This window comes from Paenarthrobacter sp. GQ52 (assembly GCF_059759005.1).
This window is the reverse complement of sequence record NZ_JCAXEJ010000001.1, coordinates 706,644-722,964: the sequence shown is the minus strand read 5'-3', so window position 1 is coordinate 722,964 and position 16,321 is coordinate 706,644. Positions and strand designations below refer to the sequence as shown.

General features: G+C 63.3%; 16 protein-coding genes. 4 read left to right on the top strand and 12 right to left on the bottom strand.

Features of this window, described 5'->3' with window-relative positions:
- Positions 1-14 precede the first annotated feature (14 nt).
- The 6 genes from AC6CH8_RS03185 to truB all read right to left on the bottom strand — a co-directional run bounded on the left by AC6CH8_RS03185 (position 15) and on the right by truB (position 5,743).
- Positions 15-2,267 carry a polyribonucleotide nucleotidyltransferase gene (locus AC6CH8_RS03185; RefSeq protein WP_498188600.1) on the bottom strand — a complete coding sequence of 751 codons (2,253 nt, stop codon included), beginning with the start codon at positions 2,265-2,267 and terminating at the stop codon, positions 15-17.
- A gap of 239 nt (positions 2,268-2,506) precedes the next feature.
- The gene (rpsO, locus tag AC6CH8_RS03180; RefSeq protein ID WP_017198030.1) at positions 2,507-2,776 is read right to left on the bottom strand and encodes a 30S ribosomal protein S15; all 270 of its coding nucleotides are present in this window, start codon (positions 2,774-2,776) and stop codon (positions 2,507-2,509) included.
- A gap of 159 nt (positions 2,777-2,935) precedes the next feature.
- Complete coding sequence (locus tag AC6CH8_RS03175) at positions 2,936-3,919, bottom strand: bifunctional riboflavin kinase/FAD synthetase (RefSeq protein ID WP_498188599.1); 984 nt, start codon at positions 3,917-3,919, stop codon at positions 2,936-2,938.
- Between the two features lie 89 nt (positions 3,920-4,008).
- Positions 4,009-4,461, bottom strand: a complete 453-nt coding sequence (locus AC6CH8_RS03170) for a hypothetical protein (protein WP_420180660.1) — start codon at positions 4,459-4,461, stop codon at positions 4,009-4,011.
- Between the two features lie 2 nt (positions 4,462-4,463).
- The gene (locus tag AC6CH8_RS03165) at positions 4,464-4,817 is read right to left on the bottom strand and encodes a hypothetical protein (RefSeq protein ID WP_091466448.1); all 354 of its coding nucleotides are present in this window, start codon (positions 4,815-4,817) and stop codon (positions 4,464-4,466) included.
- Between the two features lie 2 nt (positions 4,818-4,819).
- Positions 4,820-5,743, bottom strand: coding sequence for a tRNA pseudouridine(55) synthase TruB (gene truB / locus AC6CH8_RS03160; protein WP_498188598.1), 924 nt, complete (start codon positions 5,741-5,743; stop codon positions 4,820-4,822).
- A gap of 34 nt (positions 5,744-5,777) precedes the next feature.
- Between truB and AC6CH8_RS03155 the strand changes: the two genes are divergently transcribed.
- Positions 5,778-6,932, top strand: a complete 1,155-nt coding sequence (locus AC6CH8_RS03155) for a pyridoxal phosphate-dependent aminotransferase (RefSeq protein WP_498188597.1) — start codon at positions 5,778-5,780, stop codon at positions 6,930-6,932.
- Positions 6,933-6,956: 24 nt separating this feature from the next.
- Here the strand turns inward: AC6CH8_RS03155 and AC6CH8_RS03150 are convergent, their stop codons facing one another.
- From AC6CH8_RS03150 to rimP, 6 genes are all read right to left on the bottom strand, one after another.
- A complete protein-coding gene (locus AC6CH8_RS03150; protein ID WP_420180657.1) occupies positions 6,957-7,439 on the bottom strand; it encodes a nucleoside deaminase in 483 nt (160 codons plus the stop codon).
- Positions 7,440-7,514: 75 nt separating this feature from the next.
- A complete protein-coding gene (gene rbfA / locus AC6CH8_RS03145; protein WP_474662174.1) occupies positions 7,515-8,018 on the bottom strand; it encodes a 30S ribosome-binding factor RbfA in 504 nt (167 codons plus the stop codon).
- 77 nt (positions 8,019-8,095) lie between these two features.
- Complete coding sequence (gene infB, locus AC6CH8_RS03140) at positions 8,096-10,981, bottom strand: translation initiation factor IF-2 (protein ID WP_091466438.1); 2,886 nt, start codon at positions 10,979-10,981, stop codon at positions 8,096-8,098.
- Between the two features lie 152 nt (positions 10,982-11,133).
- A complete protein-coding gene (locus tag AC6CH8_RS03135; RefSeq protein ID WP_474662173.1) occupies positions 11,134-11,475 on the bottom strand; it encodes a YlxR family protein in 342 nt (113 codons plus the stop codon).
- A gap of 196 nt (positions 11,476-11,671) precedes the next feature.
- The gene (gene nusA / locus AC6CH8_RS03130) at positions 11,672-12,652 is read right to left on the bottom strand and encodes a transcription termination factor NusA (RefSeq protein ID WP_091466435.1); all 981 of its coding nucleotides are present in this window, start codon (positions 12,650-12,652) and stop codon (positions 11,672-11,674) included.
- Complete coding sequence (rimP, locus tag AC6CH8_RS03125) at positions 12,652-13,263, bottom strand: ribosome maturation factor RimP (protein ID WP_178996349.1); 612 nt, start codon at positions 13,261-13,263, stop codon at positions 12,652-12,654. The genes nusA and rimP overlap by 1 nt, the downstream gene beginning before the upstream one ends.
- 30 nt (positions 13,264-13,293) lie before the next feature.
- Here rimP and AC6CH8_RS03120 point away from each other — a divergent pair, with 30 nt between their 5' ends.
- From AC6CH8_RS03120 to AC6CH8_RS03110, 3 genes are read left to right on the top strand one after another with little or no spacing between them, the layout of a single operon-like run.
- The gene (locus tag AC6CH8_RS03120) at positions 13,294-14,466 is read left to right on the top strand and encodes a DUF4439 domain-containing protein (protein WP_498188596.1); all 1,173 of its coding nucleotides are present in this window, start codon (positions 13,294-13,296) and stop codon (positions 14,464-14,466) included.
- Positions 14,467-14,517: 51 nt separating this feature from the next.
- On the top strand, positions 14,518-15,246 hold the full coding sequence (locus AC6CH8_RS03115) for a VIT1/CCC1 transporter family protein (RefSeq protein ID WP_498188595.1): 729 nt from the start codon (positions 14,518-14,520) through the stop codon (positions 15,244-15,246).
- 34 nt (positions 15,247-15,280) lie between these two features.
- On the top strand, positions 15,281-16,309 hold the full coding sequence (locus tag AC6CH8_RS03110) for an aminoglycoside phosphotransferase family protein (protein WP_498188594.1): 1,029 nt from the start codon (positions 15,281-15,283) through the stop codon (positions 16,307-16,309).
- Positions 16,310-16,321 lie beyond the last annotated feature (12 nt).

The following is a 16,321-nucleotide window of genomic DNA, read 5'->3' as shown; positions in this document are numbered from 1 at the left end:
GTACTGCTTACAGACTACTCTGCGGACTCTTCAGCGGCCTCGGCCGGAACGTCCTCGGAGGCTGCTCCTTCTTCCTCGGCAACTACCGGGGAGAGGGAGAGCTTTCCGCGGTCGTCGATCTTGGTGATCTCAACCTGGACCTTCTGGCCCACGGAGACAACGTCATCAACGTTGTCCACGCGCTTGCCATTGGCCAGCTTGCGGAGCTCGGAGATGTGCAGCAGGCCGTCCTTGCCCGGAGTGAGGGAAACGAAAGCGCCGAAGGTGGTGGTCTTGACGACCGTACCCAAGTAGCGCTCGCCGATTTCCGGCACCTGCGGGTTGGCGATGGCGTTGATGGCGGAACGGGCTGCATCTGCAGACGGACCGTTGGTGGCGCCAATGTAGACCGTGCCGTCATCTTCGATGGAGATGTCCGCGCCCGTGTCTTCCTGGATCTGGTTGATCATCTTGCCCTTGGGGCCGATGACCTCGCCGATCTTGTCCACGGGGATCTTGACGGCGATGACGCGCGGCGCGAACTCGGAGAGCTCGTCCGGGGTGTCGATCGCTGCGTTGATGACCTCGAGGATGTGGAGGCGGGCTTCGCGGGCCTGCTTCAGTGCTGCTGCCAGCACGGAAGCGGGAATGCCGTCGAGCTTGGTGTCCAGCTGGATGGCCGTGACGAACTCAGACGTACCGGCAACCTTGAAGTCCATGTCACCGAATGCGTCTTCGGCGCCGAGGATATCGGTCAGGGCTGCGTAGCGGGTCTGGCCGTCAACCTGGTCGGAAACCAGGCCCATGGCGATACCGGCGACAGCTGCCTTCAGCGGCACACCTGCGTTGAGCATGGAGAGCGTCGAAGCACAGACCGAACCCATGGACGTCGAACCGTTGGAACCGAGGGCCTCGGATACCTGGCGGATGGCGTACGGGAACTCTTCACGGGTAGGCAGAACCGGTACCAGGGCGCGCTCAGCGAGGGCACCGTGGCCGATTTCGCGGCGCTTCGGGGAACCGACGCGGCCGGTTTCACCGGTGGAGTACGGCGGGAAGTTGTAGTTGTGCATGTAGCGCTTGCGCGTTACCGGCGACAACGAGTCGATCTGCTGCTCCATCTTGAGCATGTTCAGCGTGGTGACGCCCATGATCTGGGTTTCGCCGCGCTCGAAGATCGCGGAACCGTGAACGCGGGGCAGAACCTCTACCTCGGCGGTCAGCTGGCGGATGTCCGTCAGGCCACGGCCGTCGATGCGGACCTGGTCCTTGAGGATGCGCTGGCGCACAACGTGCTTGGTGACCGAGCGGAAAGCTGCGGACAGTTCCTTCTCGCGGCCTTCGAACTGGCCGGCAAGTGAGCCAAGGACCTCATCCTTGAGCTCGTCGGAGGCGTTGTCGCGGTCCTGCTTGTCAGCGATCTGGAAGACAGCAGCCAGCTTGTCAGCGGCAGCGGCTTCAACAGCGGCGTAGACATCGTCCTGGTAGTCCAGGAAGACCGGGAACTCAACCGTGGGCTTGGCAGCGCGGGCTGCCAGGTCTGCCTGTGCTTCGCAGAGTGCCTTGATGAACGGCTTGGCAGCCTCGAGGCCCTCGGAAACAACCTCTTCGGTAGGAGCGGTTGCGCCCTGTTCCTTGATGAGGTTCCAGGAGTTGTCCGTGGCTTCGGCCTCCACCATCATGATGGCGACGTCGTCACCGGCGATACGGCCGGCAACAACCATGTTGAACACGGCGTTCTCAAGCTGGGAGTGCTTGGGGAAGGCGACCCACTGTGAACCCTGTTCGTCGGCGATGAGGGCGACGCGGACGCCACCGATCGGGCCGGAGAACGGGAGACCGGAAAGCTGCGTGGACATCGAGGACGCGTTGATGGCGACGACGTCGTAGAGCTCATCCGGGTTGATGGCCAGAACTGTAACCACGATCTGAACCTCGTTGCGCAGGCCCTTCACGAAGGCGGGGCGCAGCGGGCGGTCCATCAGGCGGCAAGCCAGGATGGCTTCCGTGGAGGGGCGGCCTTCGCGGCGGAAGAACGAACCCGGGATACGGCCGGCAGCGTACATGCGCTCTTCGACATCAACCGTCAGCGGGAAGAAGTCGAAACCTTCGCGCGGCTGCTTGCCCGCGGTGGTTGCCGAGAGCAGTGCGGTGTCTTCGTCGATGTAGACCATCGAGGCGCCGGCTGCCTGCTTGGCAAGGCGGCCGGTTTCGAAGCGAATAACTCGCTTGCCGAAACGTCCGTTGTCGATAATGGCTTCGGAGAACTGGATTTCGGGACCCTCCATAGAGAGTCACCTCCGTTTCTGTTAGCGGAAGTCCGCCGCATCAACCCAGGCCTCTTCTTTATTCCTGGCCTGTACGACACCCGGTCATCGATCGAGATCCACGGGCTCATCGTCACAGATGGCTTCCCGGGAATCACTACCGAGGACCGCGAATGCGCGATGCGGTTGATTCCTGTTTTTAGTTGTTGGTAAAGAAGGCGGCCCGTTCCGATAAGGAGCGGGCCGCCCCTAAAGGCAGACTAGCGGCGCAGGCCGAGACGCTCGATGAGCGCACGGTAGCGGGCGATGTCAGTGTTCTTCAGGTAGGAAAGCATGCGCTTGCGACGACCAACCATGGCCAGCAGACCGCGCTGGGTGTGGAAGTCGTGCTTGTGCTCCTTCATGTGCTCAGTCAGATCCTTGATCCGCTGAGTCAGGACTGCAACCTGAACCTCAGGCGAACCGGTGTCGCCTTCAGAGGTTGCGTATTCCTTGATGATGGACTGCTTTACAGCGGCGTCAAGTGCCACGTGAACTCCTAGAGTTGTGCCGTGCCTCCCGGTGCAGCGCCTCGCTGACGGGTTGTCCTTGGTACGTTGCCGCACACAAAAACAGGTCCAGCCGCCACGGACTGCAGCCGGATCCACTCATCAGTTTACCGGCACGTCAGCGGTGTTGTCGAAATGCCCCTACTGCCGGGTCAACAGCTCATGGGCCTGGGCTACGTCCAGGCACATTTGTTCGACCAACGCTTCCGGCCCCCGGTAGGCCACCATGCCCCGGAGGCGCTGCGTGAATTCGACTGCAACGGTCTGCCCGTAGAGGTCAAAGTCTTCAACGTTCTCTTCAGGACGGTCAATCACGTGTGCCTCAACTTGTCGACTGACGCCATCGAACGTGGGGTTGGAGCCAACGGAGATGGCGGCGGGCCAGCGCGTGCCGGCCTGGTCGATCAGCCACCCCGCATAGATGCCGTCCGCCGGGACATAACCGGTGGAATCATGGGAAAGGTTGGCAGTCGGGAAACCAAGATCCCGGCCGCGGGCAGCACCGTGCACCACTTCCCCGCGCATGCGGTGGGGCCGGCCCAGTATTGCGGCAGCAGTGACCACATCTCCTTCGGACAAGGCTTCCCTCACCCAAGTGGAGGAACAGCGGCGGTCGGCATCGCCGTCGTCGTGGACCGGAAAGCCTCCCGCGCCGTATTCGTTGACAACCTGCACCCCGAAACCGAGTTGATCACCCAGCTCCTGCATGGTGACTACGTCGCCGGCATTGCCGGCACCGAAGCGGAGGTCGTGCCCTACAACGAGGTGTGCGGCGTGAAGTCCGTCGAGAAGGACCTCACGGACAAACTCCAGCGGGGTCATCGCAGCGAGGTCCAAGGTGTACTTCATCACCAGGACGGCGTCCACGCCGGTATCGCCGAGGGCCTCAAGTTTGTCCTGAAGCCCCATGATGAGCTCCGGAGCAGAATCGGGCCTGTGGACCTGGGCGGGGTGGGGATCAAACGTCACGGCAACCGAGGGAATGTTGTGCCGCTTTGCTGTGTCGGTCAACTGCGACAGAACGTGCTGGTGGCCACGATGGACGCCGTCAAAGTTCCCGATGGTAACGACAGTAGGTCCGAAGTCCTTGGGGACTTCGGTGGGATCGTTCCAGATGTGGACCATCAACCTCGCCTTTTTACTGCAGATGTTCGTTCCGCCCGGCAACCTCCCGGCGCCGGAACATTCTAAGGTTACCCGCTAGGGTGTTTGACTCAGGACGGCCGGCGTTTGTTGAGCCATAGAAGGCCAAGGACCGGCAGGACGAGCGGGACAAAGCCATAACCGCGGCCAAAGAGGGACCACACAGTGTCATGCGGGAAAGCAACAGGATCAAAGAGGCTGATCGCGCCAACCACCAGCACCCCCACGAGCTCAGTGAGCACGGCCGCCAAGGAAACCTTGAACCAGGTACGGCCCGGCTTTGCGAGCGAGATGGTGGCCACAATGTAAACGACGGCGGCGAACGCCGACAGGATGTGCGCCAACGGAGCTTCGGCGAATTTGGTGGCGATCTGGTAGCCGGCACGTGCCGTCGCGGACAACGCGAACACGGCGTAGACCGCGATCAGCAAGCGTCCGGGTCCTGTGTTCCGGGTGTCCTTCTGCCCGGCCTGCCGGTTCGCCGGATTGGTCTCGGTTCCAGTCACGTTGTGTTCTTCCTTCATGGTCAGTACCAGATCTGGTTCATGCGGGCAGCCATCACCAATGCGGTTATGCCCACCGCCGCAAGGACGAAGTTGCTCCAGCGGGTTCGTTCAAGGATGGCCCAATAGACGGCCCCCAGAGGAATCATCAGGGCAACAATGAGGTAGCCCCAGAACTCCCATGCTTCACCGGCCATCTGCTCACCCATGGCAACACGGACGATCGAGCCCACCAAATACACGACGAGTACAAGCTCGACAGCGAGCACGGAAAAGATGGTGGGGTCATTCGGGGCTTTCTTCATCAAGCCGGCCACGACGCACATGATCGTGGACACCAGTCCAACGATGAGGATGGCGTAAAAGTATCCGTCCATGCCTATTTTGCCTGCCCTGTTCCAGTTCCCGGAGCAAAGACCAGCACGGGTTTAGCGAAGCTGCCCGTGTCTGCCAGCAATGCCACGAGCTCCCCCGACGGCGCGAACGCGGCGGCAGGCTTTTCGGCCGTGGCAGCGTCCGGCGTTCCTGCTCCTGGTCCGGCAGCGATGCGGCGGCCAAAAGATATCTCGGTGGTTTCTTCCTCGCTCAACTCCCGGTTGGGCATCAGCGAGCGTGCTGCCAAGGACATCTCCAAAACCTCGAGCTCTTCTGCCAGCTCCTCGAGCGTGCGCGCTTGATCGAGGGAGTACGGGCCAACTTGGGTCCTGCGCAGGGCTGTGAGGTGCCCACCGACGCCCAGGGCGTTGCCGAGGTCCCGGGCCAACGCCCTGATGTACGTGCCGGAAGAACACTCAACGGTGACGTCGACGTCAACTACCCTGCCGCCGTCGATCCTGGTGATGGAGTGGACATCGAAGCGGTGGATTGTGACCGGGCGAGCCGCGAGCTTGACCTCTTCGCCCGAGCGGACACGGGCGTAGGAGCGTTCGCCATTGACCTTGATGGCGCTGACGCTGCTGGGAACCTGCTGGATGGGCCCGGTGAGCGCGGCAACACCGAAGGCAACGGCGTCATCAGTAATGTCCGCTGCGGTGCGGGCCTCCGTGACCTCGCCCTCGGCGTCGTCGGTGATGGTGGTTTCGCCCAGCCTGATAGTGGCGGTGTACGTCTTGGACGTGCCCACAATGTAGGTCAGCAGGCGCGTGGCCTTGTTGATGCCGAGCACCAGAACGCCGGTTGCCATGGGATCAAGCGTGCCCGCATGGCCCACTTTCCGGGTGCCGGCCAGCCGCCGCATCCGGCCAACCACATCATGGCTGGTCCATCCCTGCGGTTTGTCAACGATTACCAGTCCAGAAAGCACGCTTACCAGTATATGGGTGGCTAGGATGGCTCCCATGCCTGAGCTTGCCGCGCATGTCCGCGACGTCCCTGTGAACCAGATCCGTGAGATCACCGAAGCTGCGTGGTCCACCCCCGGCGCAATCGTCCTCAGCATCGGGGAGCCGGGCTTTGCCTTACCCCGGCACATCCTCGACGCCGGCATTGACTGCCTGGATCGGGATGAGACCAACTACACACCCAACGCCGGGATCCCCGCCCTCCGTGAAGCCTTTGCCGCCCGCTTCCGGGAACAGCAAAACGTGGATATCGGCGCGGATCGTGTGTACGTAGTGGACGGCGCCCAACAGGGACTGCACTTCGCCATGAGCCTCCTCCTCTCCCCCGGCGATGAGATTCTCATCCCCAACCCCGGCTACCCCACCTTCGCCATGACCAGCAGGTTGCTGCACGCCGTGCCGGTGCAGTATCCGCTATACCCGCAGAACGACTTCCAGCCGCGCATTGAGGACATCGAGACCCTCATCACGCCAAGCACCCGGGTCCTTATGTTGAACTCCCCGTCCAATCCCTTGGGCGCCGTGTTCAGCGAAGAATCCACGCGCCAACTGGTGGAGCTTGCCGTTCGCCATGACCTTTGGATCATCTCCGACGAGTGCTATGAAGCCTTCACGTTCGATGTCCCCCATGTCAGCCCTGTGCGCTTCGACAGCGACATCCCCGGAGAAGCCCGGGTCTTCACTTCCCTGACACTGTCCAAGACCTACGGGCTAACAGGCCTTCGGATTGGAGCGTTGATCTGCCCGCCCGGGTTGGAGCCGAAGATGAACAACGTTATGGAGTCAATCGTGTCCTGCGTCGCGTCTCCTTCGCAGTACGCCGCCTTGGCCGCGCTGACAGGACCCCAGGACTATGTTTCCCAGGCTCGCGACCACTACCGGAGTAACCGGGATGCAGCCTCAGCTGTTTTGGCGAAGAAGGGAATTCCGTTCCTGGGCGCCCAGGGGGCGTTCTACCTGTGGGCCGACGTCTCGCATCTGAGCGGCGGGGATGTCAGGGCCTGGGTGCGGGCCTTCCTGGCTGAGTCCGGAGTGTCCTTCGCTCCCGGTACGGCATTTGGCTCGATCGGCGAGGGCTGGATCAGGATCGCCCTTTGTGGCGGTCAACAAGACCTGCTCGACGGCGTCAGCCGCCTCCCAGCCAAGGTCTAGTCGCGCTGTTTCTCAGTATCGGGCTCAGTAGCTCGTCCTGTGCGCGTGGCTCCGCCATGCCTCGAAGGGTTCATCTGAAGCGGCCAACTCGGCATGTTCCACGGGCAGCAGCTCCGGCCTGGTGCCTGCGAAGTACTCGTAGAACACAGCGTCGTCGAAGCCCGCCCTGGCCGCGCCGTGCCGGTCTGCCGCGAAATAGACATGTCCGATCCTGGCCCAGAGCGTGGCGGATAGGCACAGCGGGCATGGTTCACAGCTTGCGTAGAGAACGGATCCCGTGAGGTCGAACCTCTTGGTCGCAGCTGCGGCACGGCGGATTGCCACCACTTCGGCATGTGCTGTGGGATCGTGGTCCCGCGTGACCCGGTTGACTCCCTCATGGACGGTTCCGTCCGGGGCGACCACGACGGCGCCGAAAGGGCCGCCGCCGTCGGAAACGTTTTGCACGGCCAGCTTGATGGCCAGGTTCAGGTATTCATCACGTTGCTGAGCACTGTGCGGCGACATGCTCCCGATCATAGCGAGTTTGAGTACAGCAAATGCCCCTAAGAAGGCTTCTTAGGGGCATTAGTTGCTCAAAAACTAGCGGTTGGCGTCTTCGTCGAGTTCGTTATCGCCGGAGAGGTCAGTGTCCTCTTCGTCGAAGTCGTCCTCGTCAACGTCCTCCGGAGATTCACCCTTGTAAGGGTCTGCCTCGCCTGCGTGCTTGGCACTGGCAGCCAAAGCCGCTACCTCTGCGTCGCGACGCTTGGCTTCACGGAGGAGCTCCTCAAGGTTGGAGGCATTGACCGGAATCTGGTCAGCCACGAACTCGAGTGTCGGAGTGAGGCGAACAGTGATGTTGCGGCCGACTTCCTGGCGCAGCACACCCTTGGCCTTCTCCAGCGCCCTGGCAGCATCTGCCTGGGCTACATCGTCACCAAAAACGGTGTAATAGATGGTGGCGTGCTGAAGGTCGTTGGTGACGCGGGCGTCCGTGACCGTGATGGACTCGACGCGCGGATCCTTGACCCGGCGTCCGAGGGCCTCAGCGACGACGACCTTTATCCGCTGTGCCAGCTTGGCAGCGCGTGCGGGATCAGCCATGACTTCCTCCTGGTAAGTAGAAAAGGGGAAGGAACGGGTCCGCCGGGGCTACCCGACGGACCCGTTCCAAACGGAACCTAGCTACGCGGCTTTTCGCGCATTTCGAAGGTCTCGATGATGTCGCCTTCAGTGATGTCATTGAAGGAGCCAAGACCGATACCACACTCGAAGTCGGTGCGGACTTCGGTGGCGTCATCCTTGAAGCGCTTGAGCGTCTCAACGGTGAGGTTGTCACCGATGACCTTGCCGTCGCGGCTGACACGTGCCTTGGTGTTACGGCGGATGATGCCCGTGCGGACGATCGAGCCGGCGATGTTTCCGAACTTGGAAGAACGGAAGACTTCGCGAACCTCGGCAGTACCGAGCTGGACTTCTTCGTATTCCGGCTTGAGCATGCCCTTGAGGGCCATCTCGATGTCATCGATTGCTGCGTAGATAACCGAGTAGAAGCGCATGTCCACGCCTTCACGGTCAGCCAGTTCAGCAACACGCTCGGCCGGCTTGACGTTGAAGCCGATGATGATGGCGTTGTCCACCGTGGCGAGGTTGACGTCGTTCTGCGTGATGGCACCCACACCGCGGTGGATGACACGAAGCTGAACGTCGTCGTCTCCGACGTCGATCTTGAGCAAGGCGTCTTCGAGGGCTTCCACGGCACCGGACACGTCACCCTTGAGGATGAGGTTGAGGGTGTCGATCTTGCCTTCGGCAACGGCCTGGTCGAAGTCTTCCAGGCTGATGCGCTTGCGACGCTTGGCCAGTGCAGCGTTGCGGTCGGCAGCTTCACGCTTCTCAGCGATCTGGCGGGCCGTACGCTCGTCAGGGGTCACCAGGAAGGTGTCACCTGCGCGCGGCACGTTGGACAGGCCGAGGACCTGGACCGGGCGGGACGGCAGTGCGACATCGAGTGCCTCGCCGTTCTCGTCGAACATGGCGCGGACGCGGCCGTGAGCCGTACCGGCCACGATCGTGTCGCCCACTGCCAGGGTTCCGGACTGCACCAGGACGGTAGCAACGGCACCGCGGCCCTTGTCGAGGTTCGCTTCGATGGCAATGCCTCGAGCGTCCTTGTCCGGGTTGGCGCGCAGATCCAGTGCGGCATCGGCCGTCAGCAGGACGGCGTCGATCAGTTCGTCGATGTTGAGGTTCTGGCGGGCAGAGACCTCAACGAACATGGTGTCGCCACCGTATTCTTCGGGAACCAGGCCGTACTCGGTCAGCTGGCCCTTGACCTTGTCAGGGTTGGCGCCTTCCTTGTCGATCTTGTTCACGGCGACGACGATCGGCACGTTTGCTGCCTGGGCGTGGTTGAGTGCTTCCACCGTCTGCGGCATAACGCCGTCGTCGGCTGCGACAACCAGGATCGCGATGTCGGTGACCTTGGCACCACGTGCACGCATGGCCGTGAAGGCCTCGTGACCGGGGGTGTCAATGAAGGTGATATCGCGGGCCGTGCCCTCGTGGACGTGGCTGATCTGGTAAGCACCAATGTGCTGGGTGATGCCACCATGCTCGCCGGCCACAACGTTCGAGTTGCGGATGGCATCCAACAGGCGGGTCTTACCGTGGTCAACGTGACCCATGACGGTGACAACCGGTGCGCGGGCCTCGAGGACGTCGTCGCCTTCGGCGTCGAGTTCGTCCTGGATGTTGATGTCGAACTGGTCCAGCAGCTCGCGTTCTTCATCCTCGGGGGAAACAACCTGGAGCTTGTAGCCGAGTTCGGCGCCAAGCAGGCCAAAGGTGTCTTCGTCCAAGGACTGCGTAGCCGTTGCCATCTCACCGAGGTGGAACAGAACGGTCACCAGCGATGCGGGGTTCGCGTCAATCTTCTCGGCAAAGTCCGTGATGGACGAACCACGACGCAGGCGGATGATGGTCTCGCCATCACCGCGGGGTACTGATACGCCGCCCAGTGACGGAGCACTCATCTGCTCCAGTTCCTGGCGCTTCGCACGCTTCGACTTGCGCTGCTTGCCACGACCGGCGCCGCCCTTGCCGAAGGCACCCTGGGTACCACCGCGACCGCGGCCACCCTTGCCGAAGCCACCGCCGGCGGGAGCTCCGCCACCAGTGCCTGCACCAGGTGCGCCACCGGGACGACCGGGTCCGCCACCGGGACGGCCTGCGCCACCCGGACGGCCTGCGCCACCGGGAGCCGGACGCTCAGTGCGGTTGGGCATCATGCCCGGGGTAGGACGGTTTCCGGCACCCGGACCGCCGGCGGGACGCGGAGCGCCCGGACGGGGTGCACCGGGACGCGGAGCGCCCGGACGGGGTCCACCGGTACCTGCTGCGGGACGGGGGCCGCCTGCGCCAGCCGCGGGACGCGGACCACCGGGGCGTTCGCCATCGTTGCGGCGTTCGCCCCGGGGCATGCCCTGGGACGGTGCAAACGGGTTGTTACCCGGACGCGGCGGACGGTCTCCGTCGCCACCACGGCCCCGGGGCATGCCCTGGGACGTAGCAAACGGGTTGTTGCCCGGACGGGGTCCGCCGGGACGCGGAGCCTGGCCACCTTGACGTGCCGGAGCCGGAGTCTCTGCCTTGGGAGCAGGACGGGCGCCGGGCTTGGCCGAAACCGGGGTGGATGCGGCAGGAGCCGCAGGGGCTGCCGGCGCGGGTGCTGCCGGAGCAGTGGCAGCAGGAGCTGCCGGTGTAGTGGCGGCCGGAGCTGCCGGAGCGGGGGCTGCAGGTGCCGGGGCCGGAGCCTTCGGCGCTGCAGGACCCGGTGCCGGAGCTGCCGGACGGGATGCTGCGGGAGCTTTGGGGGCTGCAGCGGGCGCGGCGGCTTTGGCAGCGCCGGCACCCGGGTAGGCGTCGCGAAGCTTCTTCACGACGGGGGCCTCAATTGTTGAAGAGGCGGAGCGAACGAATTCGCCCAATTCCTGCAGTTTGGTTACTGCATCTTTGGAAGTAATACCGAGCTCTTTGGCGAGCTCATGTACGCGGACCTTGGCCACATTTCTCCTGTCTCGGTCCGCACCGAGCCAGGCACGAACCGTCTACTTCTTACTGCGGGCCTTCGCCGCTTGCGCGATTGAAAGGCCCATTGCAGAGCGCAACAAAGTTGTCATCGTTACGCACTCATCGCTGGGAACTCATCGGGTTTCCATCAGTTTTCTGACCCGCTTTCAGGTTTGGACGGTTTTCCTGCGGCGGCCTGGGCCTCCACAAGTGGCGTACCGGACATCAGGTATCTCTCTACGGCGCGTGTATCGGATGCACCCGCAAGGGCCCTTCCGAAAGCTCGCCGCTTGATCGCCAATGCCAAGCACTTTTCGCTGGGGTGCAGCCACGCACCCCTGCCGGCCATCCGGCGTCGTTCATCCACCAGGACGGCGGACGAACCGCTGCCTTGGGCGACTAGCCGGACAAGCTCGGACCGGGAGCCTTGCTTCCGGCATCCGATGCACGTGCGAACAGGCCCGTGGCCATGTTCAAGCAGTTCAGCCACGACGTGTCCAACCTGCCTTACGCTACTGGCACCCGACGGGCCCCGGTCCTGCGCATGCAGCTGAGGCACGCCAAAGCGCGCGGATACCGGACGTAAGCCCGGTTCCATCTAGTCTAGCCCCCCGGCCCCGGTCTCCCGAAACCAAGTAAGCCACCAGCGCGGCGCAGAACCGGCGGCACGGCCGCCGGTTGAACCGCTAGTCCGTCTTGGCCGGAGCCGCGTCCGAGACGATATCAATGCGCCAGCCCGTCAGCTTGGCTGCGAGTCGGGCGTTCTGGCCTTCCTTCCCGATCGCCAGTGAAAGCTGGTAATCAGGCACAACCACGCGGGCGGAGCGGGTGGCTTCGTCCGTGATAGTGACGGAATTCACTCGCGACGGCGACAACGAGTTGGCAATGAACGTCGCGGGGTCATCACTGAAGTCCACGATGTCGATCTTCTCGTCGTTCAATTCGGTCATGACAGCCCGGACACGGGAACCCATTTCACCGATGCAGGCACCCTTGGCGTTGACGCCGGGAGTGTTTGCCTTCACTGCGATCTTGGTGCGGTGACCGGCTTCGCGGGCCAGGGCCACGATCTCCACGGAGTGGTCCGCAATTTCCGGAACTTCCATTTCGAACAGCTTCCGGACCAGGCCGGGGTGCGAGCGGGACAACGTGATGGATGGTCCCTTGGCCCCGCGGTGTACATCCACCACAAAGGCACGCAAGCGGCTTCCATGGAGGTACTTCTCACCCGGAACCTGCTCGGGCGGCGGCAGCAACGCTTCCACAGCTCCCAGGTTGACCTGAATCATGTGCGGGTTGTTGCCCTGCTGGATCATGCCGGCTACAAGCTCGCCTTCACGGCCCTTGAATTCGCCCAGCACGTTATCGTCTTCCACGTCGCGAAGGCGCTGCAGGATGATCTGGCGCGCGGTGCTTGCGGCGATGCGGCCGAAACCGGCCGGGGTGTCCTCGAACTCGCCGATGGGCTCGCCGTCGTCGTCGATTTCCGTCGCCCAGATAGTCACGTGACCGCTCTTGCGGTCCAGTTCAGCGCGGGCCTTTTCGAAGGCGCCGGGCGTCTTGTGGTACGCCACCAACAGCGCCTGCTCGATGGTGGGAATCAGGAGATCCAGCGGGATTTCACGCTCACGCTCCAGGAGTCTCAGTGCGCTCATGTCAATATCCATTAGGCCTCCTCGGAAGGTCCGTTGTGCTCGTCTTCCAGCGCAGCCTCGTGGAGGTGGCTGAATTCAATCTCGACTTTTCCTTGGCGGATCCTGTCGAAAGGAATAGTGATGGGTTCGCCCTGCTTGGGCTTCATGCCCTTTTTGACCTCATGCTCGGGGATGAGCGTCACGGCATCATCCCCAACCGATGCGATACGGCCCAGGAGGTTATCCCCTTGGATGACGTTGACCCTGACCATGCGGCCGCGGGCGCGATGCCAGTGACGCGGCTCTGTCAGGGGACGGCCTACTCCCGGGGAAGAAACCTCAAGGTCGTACGGACGGCCGTCGTCATGGGGATCGTTGTCCAGAATATCGGACAGGCCGCGGGAGACTTCAGCGATGGCGTCAAGGCTGACGCCGCCGGTCTCTTCCTGCGGAAGGTCCACGACGACGTGGACCGTGCGGTGTGAACCGGCAACGTGGATGGAAACATCCTCGAGGTAGAGCCTGCTGGCAAGGACGGCCGGTTCAAGCAGCGCCCTAAGCCTGCTCTCTTCCGGGTTGTGGATGGTGGCCGCTGAGTTCGATTCAGAACGGTCTGTTGAAGTCGTGGCTTCCGAGTCACTCACGTTGCCCGCCGCCTCCCTTTAGATGTTGTTGTGACTACTAGCCTAACGATTTTCCCGGGAACATGGTGCACGGACTTCCCTGCCCACGTGACACCATGGTCTGTTGTGAACGGGCAGACAAGCGAAAAAAGACGAACACCACCCTGGGGCCGGGTTTTGCTGGTTGCCGTGGTGGCGCTGCTTGTTGCGGGCACCGGAATGGTACTTATTCCGCGTGATTCCGGCACTCCCCCGGCGGTTCCCTTCTCCGAAAAGGCCCGCGTCGTGGCGCTGGAGGACACGCTCCTGCTGCGGGAATCGGCCGCCAAGCTGGCGGACATGCCGGCTCCTGATGCCGGAAATTCGACGCTCGGCAACGCTGTGACTTTGCTGACAACCCATGCGCAGGCCTTGCAGGGCCCTCACGCCGCTGCGCCGCGCGCCACGTCATCCGGCAGTTCGGCCATTGCTGGTCAGGAAACTGCAGCCACACCAACCAGCCGCACCTCTTTCCTGGCCGGGTTGGCCGGCAGCGGCCGGAAGCGACTCGACGACGCCCGCGAAGCCGACGGCGGGATCGCCCGCCTGCTCGCCGCCGTCGGAACCGCGCAACTGCTTCAGGCGGAAAGGCTGGCTGCGAAGTGGCAGCTACCGATGCCACAGCAGCCAACAGCAGCAGGCACCAAAGCTCCTGCGGCAACGCCCCTTGCGGCCTCCTGTCCGTCAGCCAGCCCCACCCCGGAGCCGACCTCCGCCACTACCGACACCGCCCTGGCTGCGGTGGTTCGCTCGCAGCAGGAAGCGATCTACGTTTACCAGGTGGCGCTGAAGCGGCTGGACGCTTCGAACTCGGCGGCTGCTGCCAAGTACTTGCAAATGCACGAGGTATTGCTCCAGCAGGCAGAATCGCTGACCAGCGCCAACTGCGCGGACGCACCTCCAGGCGAGGCGGGCTACCAGCTGCCGGAACAATTCGCCCAAGACCCGGCCGCTTTCCTGGGTTCCGTTGAACTTGCTTCCCTGCCTCGCCTCGGTGACCTGGTTGCCCTGTCTACGGACGAGACCCGGACGTGGGCCGTTGACGGCCTCCTGGCCGCTGCCCGGAGGAGCGCTGCCTGGGGCGCGCCCCTGCCTGCGTTGCCAGGACTCATGCTCGACGCCGGCGAGCTGCCTTCCCTGCCCAAGCCCACCACTACACCCACTTCCTCTTCCAACGGCGGATAGGCCAGCCTAGCCATGCTGGTCAGGGCGGATTGCCAGTGCTTGGCTTGATGCATGGCTTCCACAGAAACTGCCACCACACACGAGAACGAACCTCACCGGGACGATCTGGCCCACCGGTTGAACTGGTTGCGGGCAGGAGTCCTGGGTGCCAATGACGGCATCGTGTCCGTCGCCGCGATTGTGGTGGGTGTAGCAGGCGCCACGACCAGCACTGGCAGCATCCTCGCCGCAGGCACGGCCGGCTTGGTGGGTGGCGCCATCTCCATGGCTTTGGGTGAATACGTGTCAGTCAGCAGCCAAAGCGACACCCAAAAAGCGTTGATCGAAAAAGAAAAACGAGAACTGGCGGAGCAACCGGAGGATGAACTCGAAGAGCTGGCCGCGATCTACGAGGCCAAGGGGCTCAGCACCAAGACAGCCCGGGCCGTTGCGCAGGAACTGACCGAACACGACGCGTTGGCCGCCCACCTCTCGGCCGAGCTGAATATCAATGAGGACGACATCGTCAGTCCTTGGAACGCAGCCCTGGCTTCTGCCGTGGCATTCATCTTGGGAGCGGTGCTACCTCTGCTGGCCATCCTGCTTCCTCCCCCGGAGTTGCGGGTCCCTTTGACGTTCATCGCAGTTCTCCTGGCCTTGGCAATCACCGGCGCCGTTGGTGCTTGGATAGGCAGCGCTTCCCGCTTCCGCGCGGCAGTCCGGGTAGTGCTCGGCGGTGCTTTGGCGCTGGCCGCTACATACTCGATCGGAACCCTGTTGGGCGCGAGCGGCGTTTTCTAGGAGGCTCGCGTTGACTCGGAGTTAGGCTGTTGGCGTGACCCTTCACGCGATTATTCCCATTCCAGGCGACCTCCACGCCCGGTACAACCGCGACTCCGCGGGCAGGGATTGGCTGGCCAGCCTCCCGGGGCTTATCGCGGCCGCTTTGGACCGCTGGCAGCTATCAGTGGACCTGGCGCCAGGCACTGAGCCCTGGAACGGTCACGGAGCCTTGGTGGTGCCTGTTCTTCAGAGCGGCGCACCCGCAGCACTGAAGATCGCTTTCCCCCATGAAGAAGCTCTGGTGGAGCGCCACGCGCTGGCGCTTTGGAATGGCCGCGGCGCGGTTCGCCTCCTGGCGTCCGACGACGCAAGTTGCTCCATGTTGCTTGAACGCCTGGACGCCTCACGCTGGCTCCAGGACGCCCCGTTGGACGAAGCCAGGGACGTATGGGGCACCATCATGCGCGAGCTCTCCATCCAGCCCGATGACCGACTTGAGTGGCGGGCTTTCGACCATGTTGCGGCAACCGCCGAGCGGTGGAGCGATGAGCTCCCTGCAGAATGGGAGCGCCTTGACCGCCCCTTCCCGAGGTGGCTCCTTGAAGCGGCACTGGAGGTGTGCCAGACGCGTGGAGCCGTGGGACGCCGTTCCGGCACTGATGTCCTGGTGCACACCGACCTTCACTTCATGAATATCCTTGCCACCACAACTGCCGAAAGACTGTCCCTCCGCGGAGATTATCTGGCCATAGATCCCCAGCCACAGATAGGCGAAGCGGAGTTCGCCGTCGCCCCCATCCTGTGGAACCGCATCCAGGACTTTCCGCGGACCGACCCGGAGGCCGGGTTGCTGGAGCGGTGCCATGACTTCAGCCAAGCGGCTGGATTGGACCCTGAGGTTGCCCGGCAATGGAGCATCGCCCGAGAGGTGCAAAACGCTCTGTGGTATGCCGCCAAGCGTTCTGTACCTCACGGCGGTGACCTTGCCCGCTCCCTATGGGTCGCCAGCACCCTCGCCGGCAGCACACTGGACACCTTGCCATCGGCCCATGATCTCCCCGATCCCGGCGAAGCGGCCTGATCCCAAGGTCCT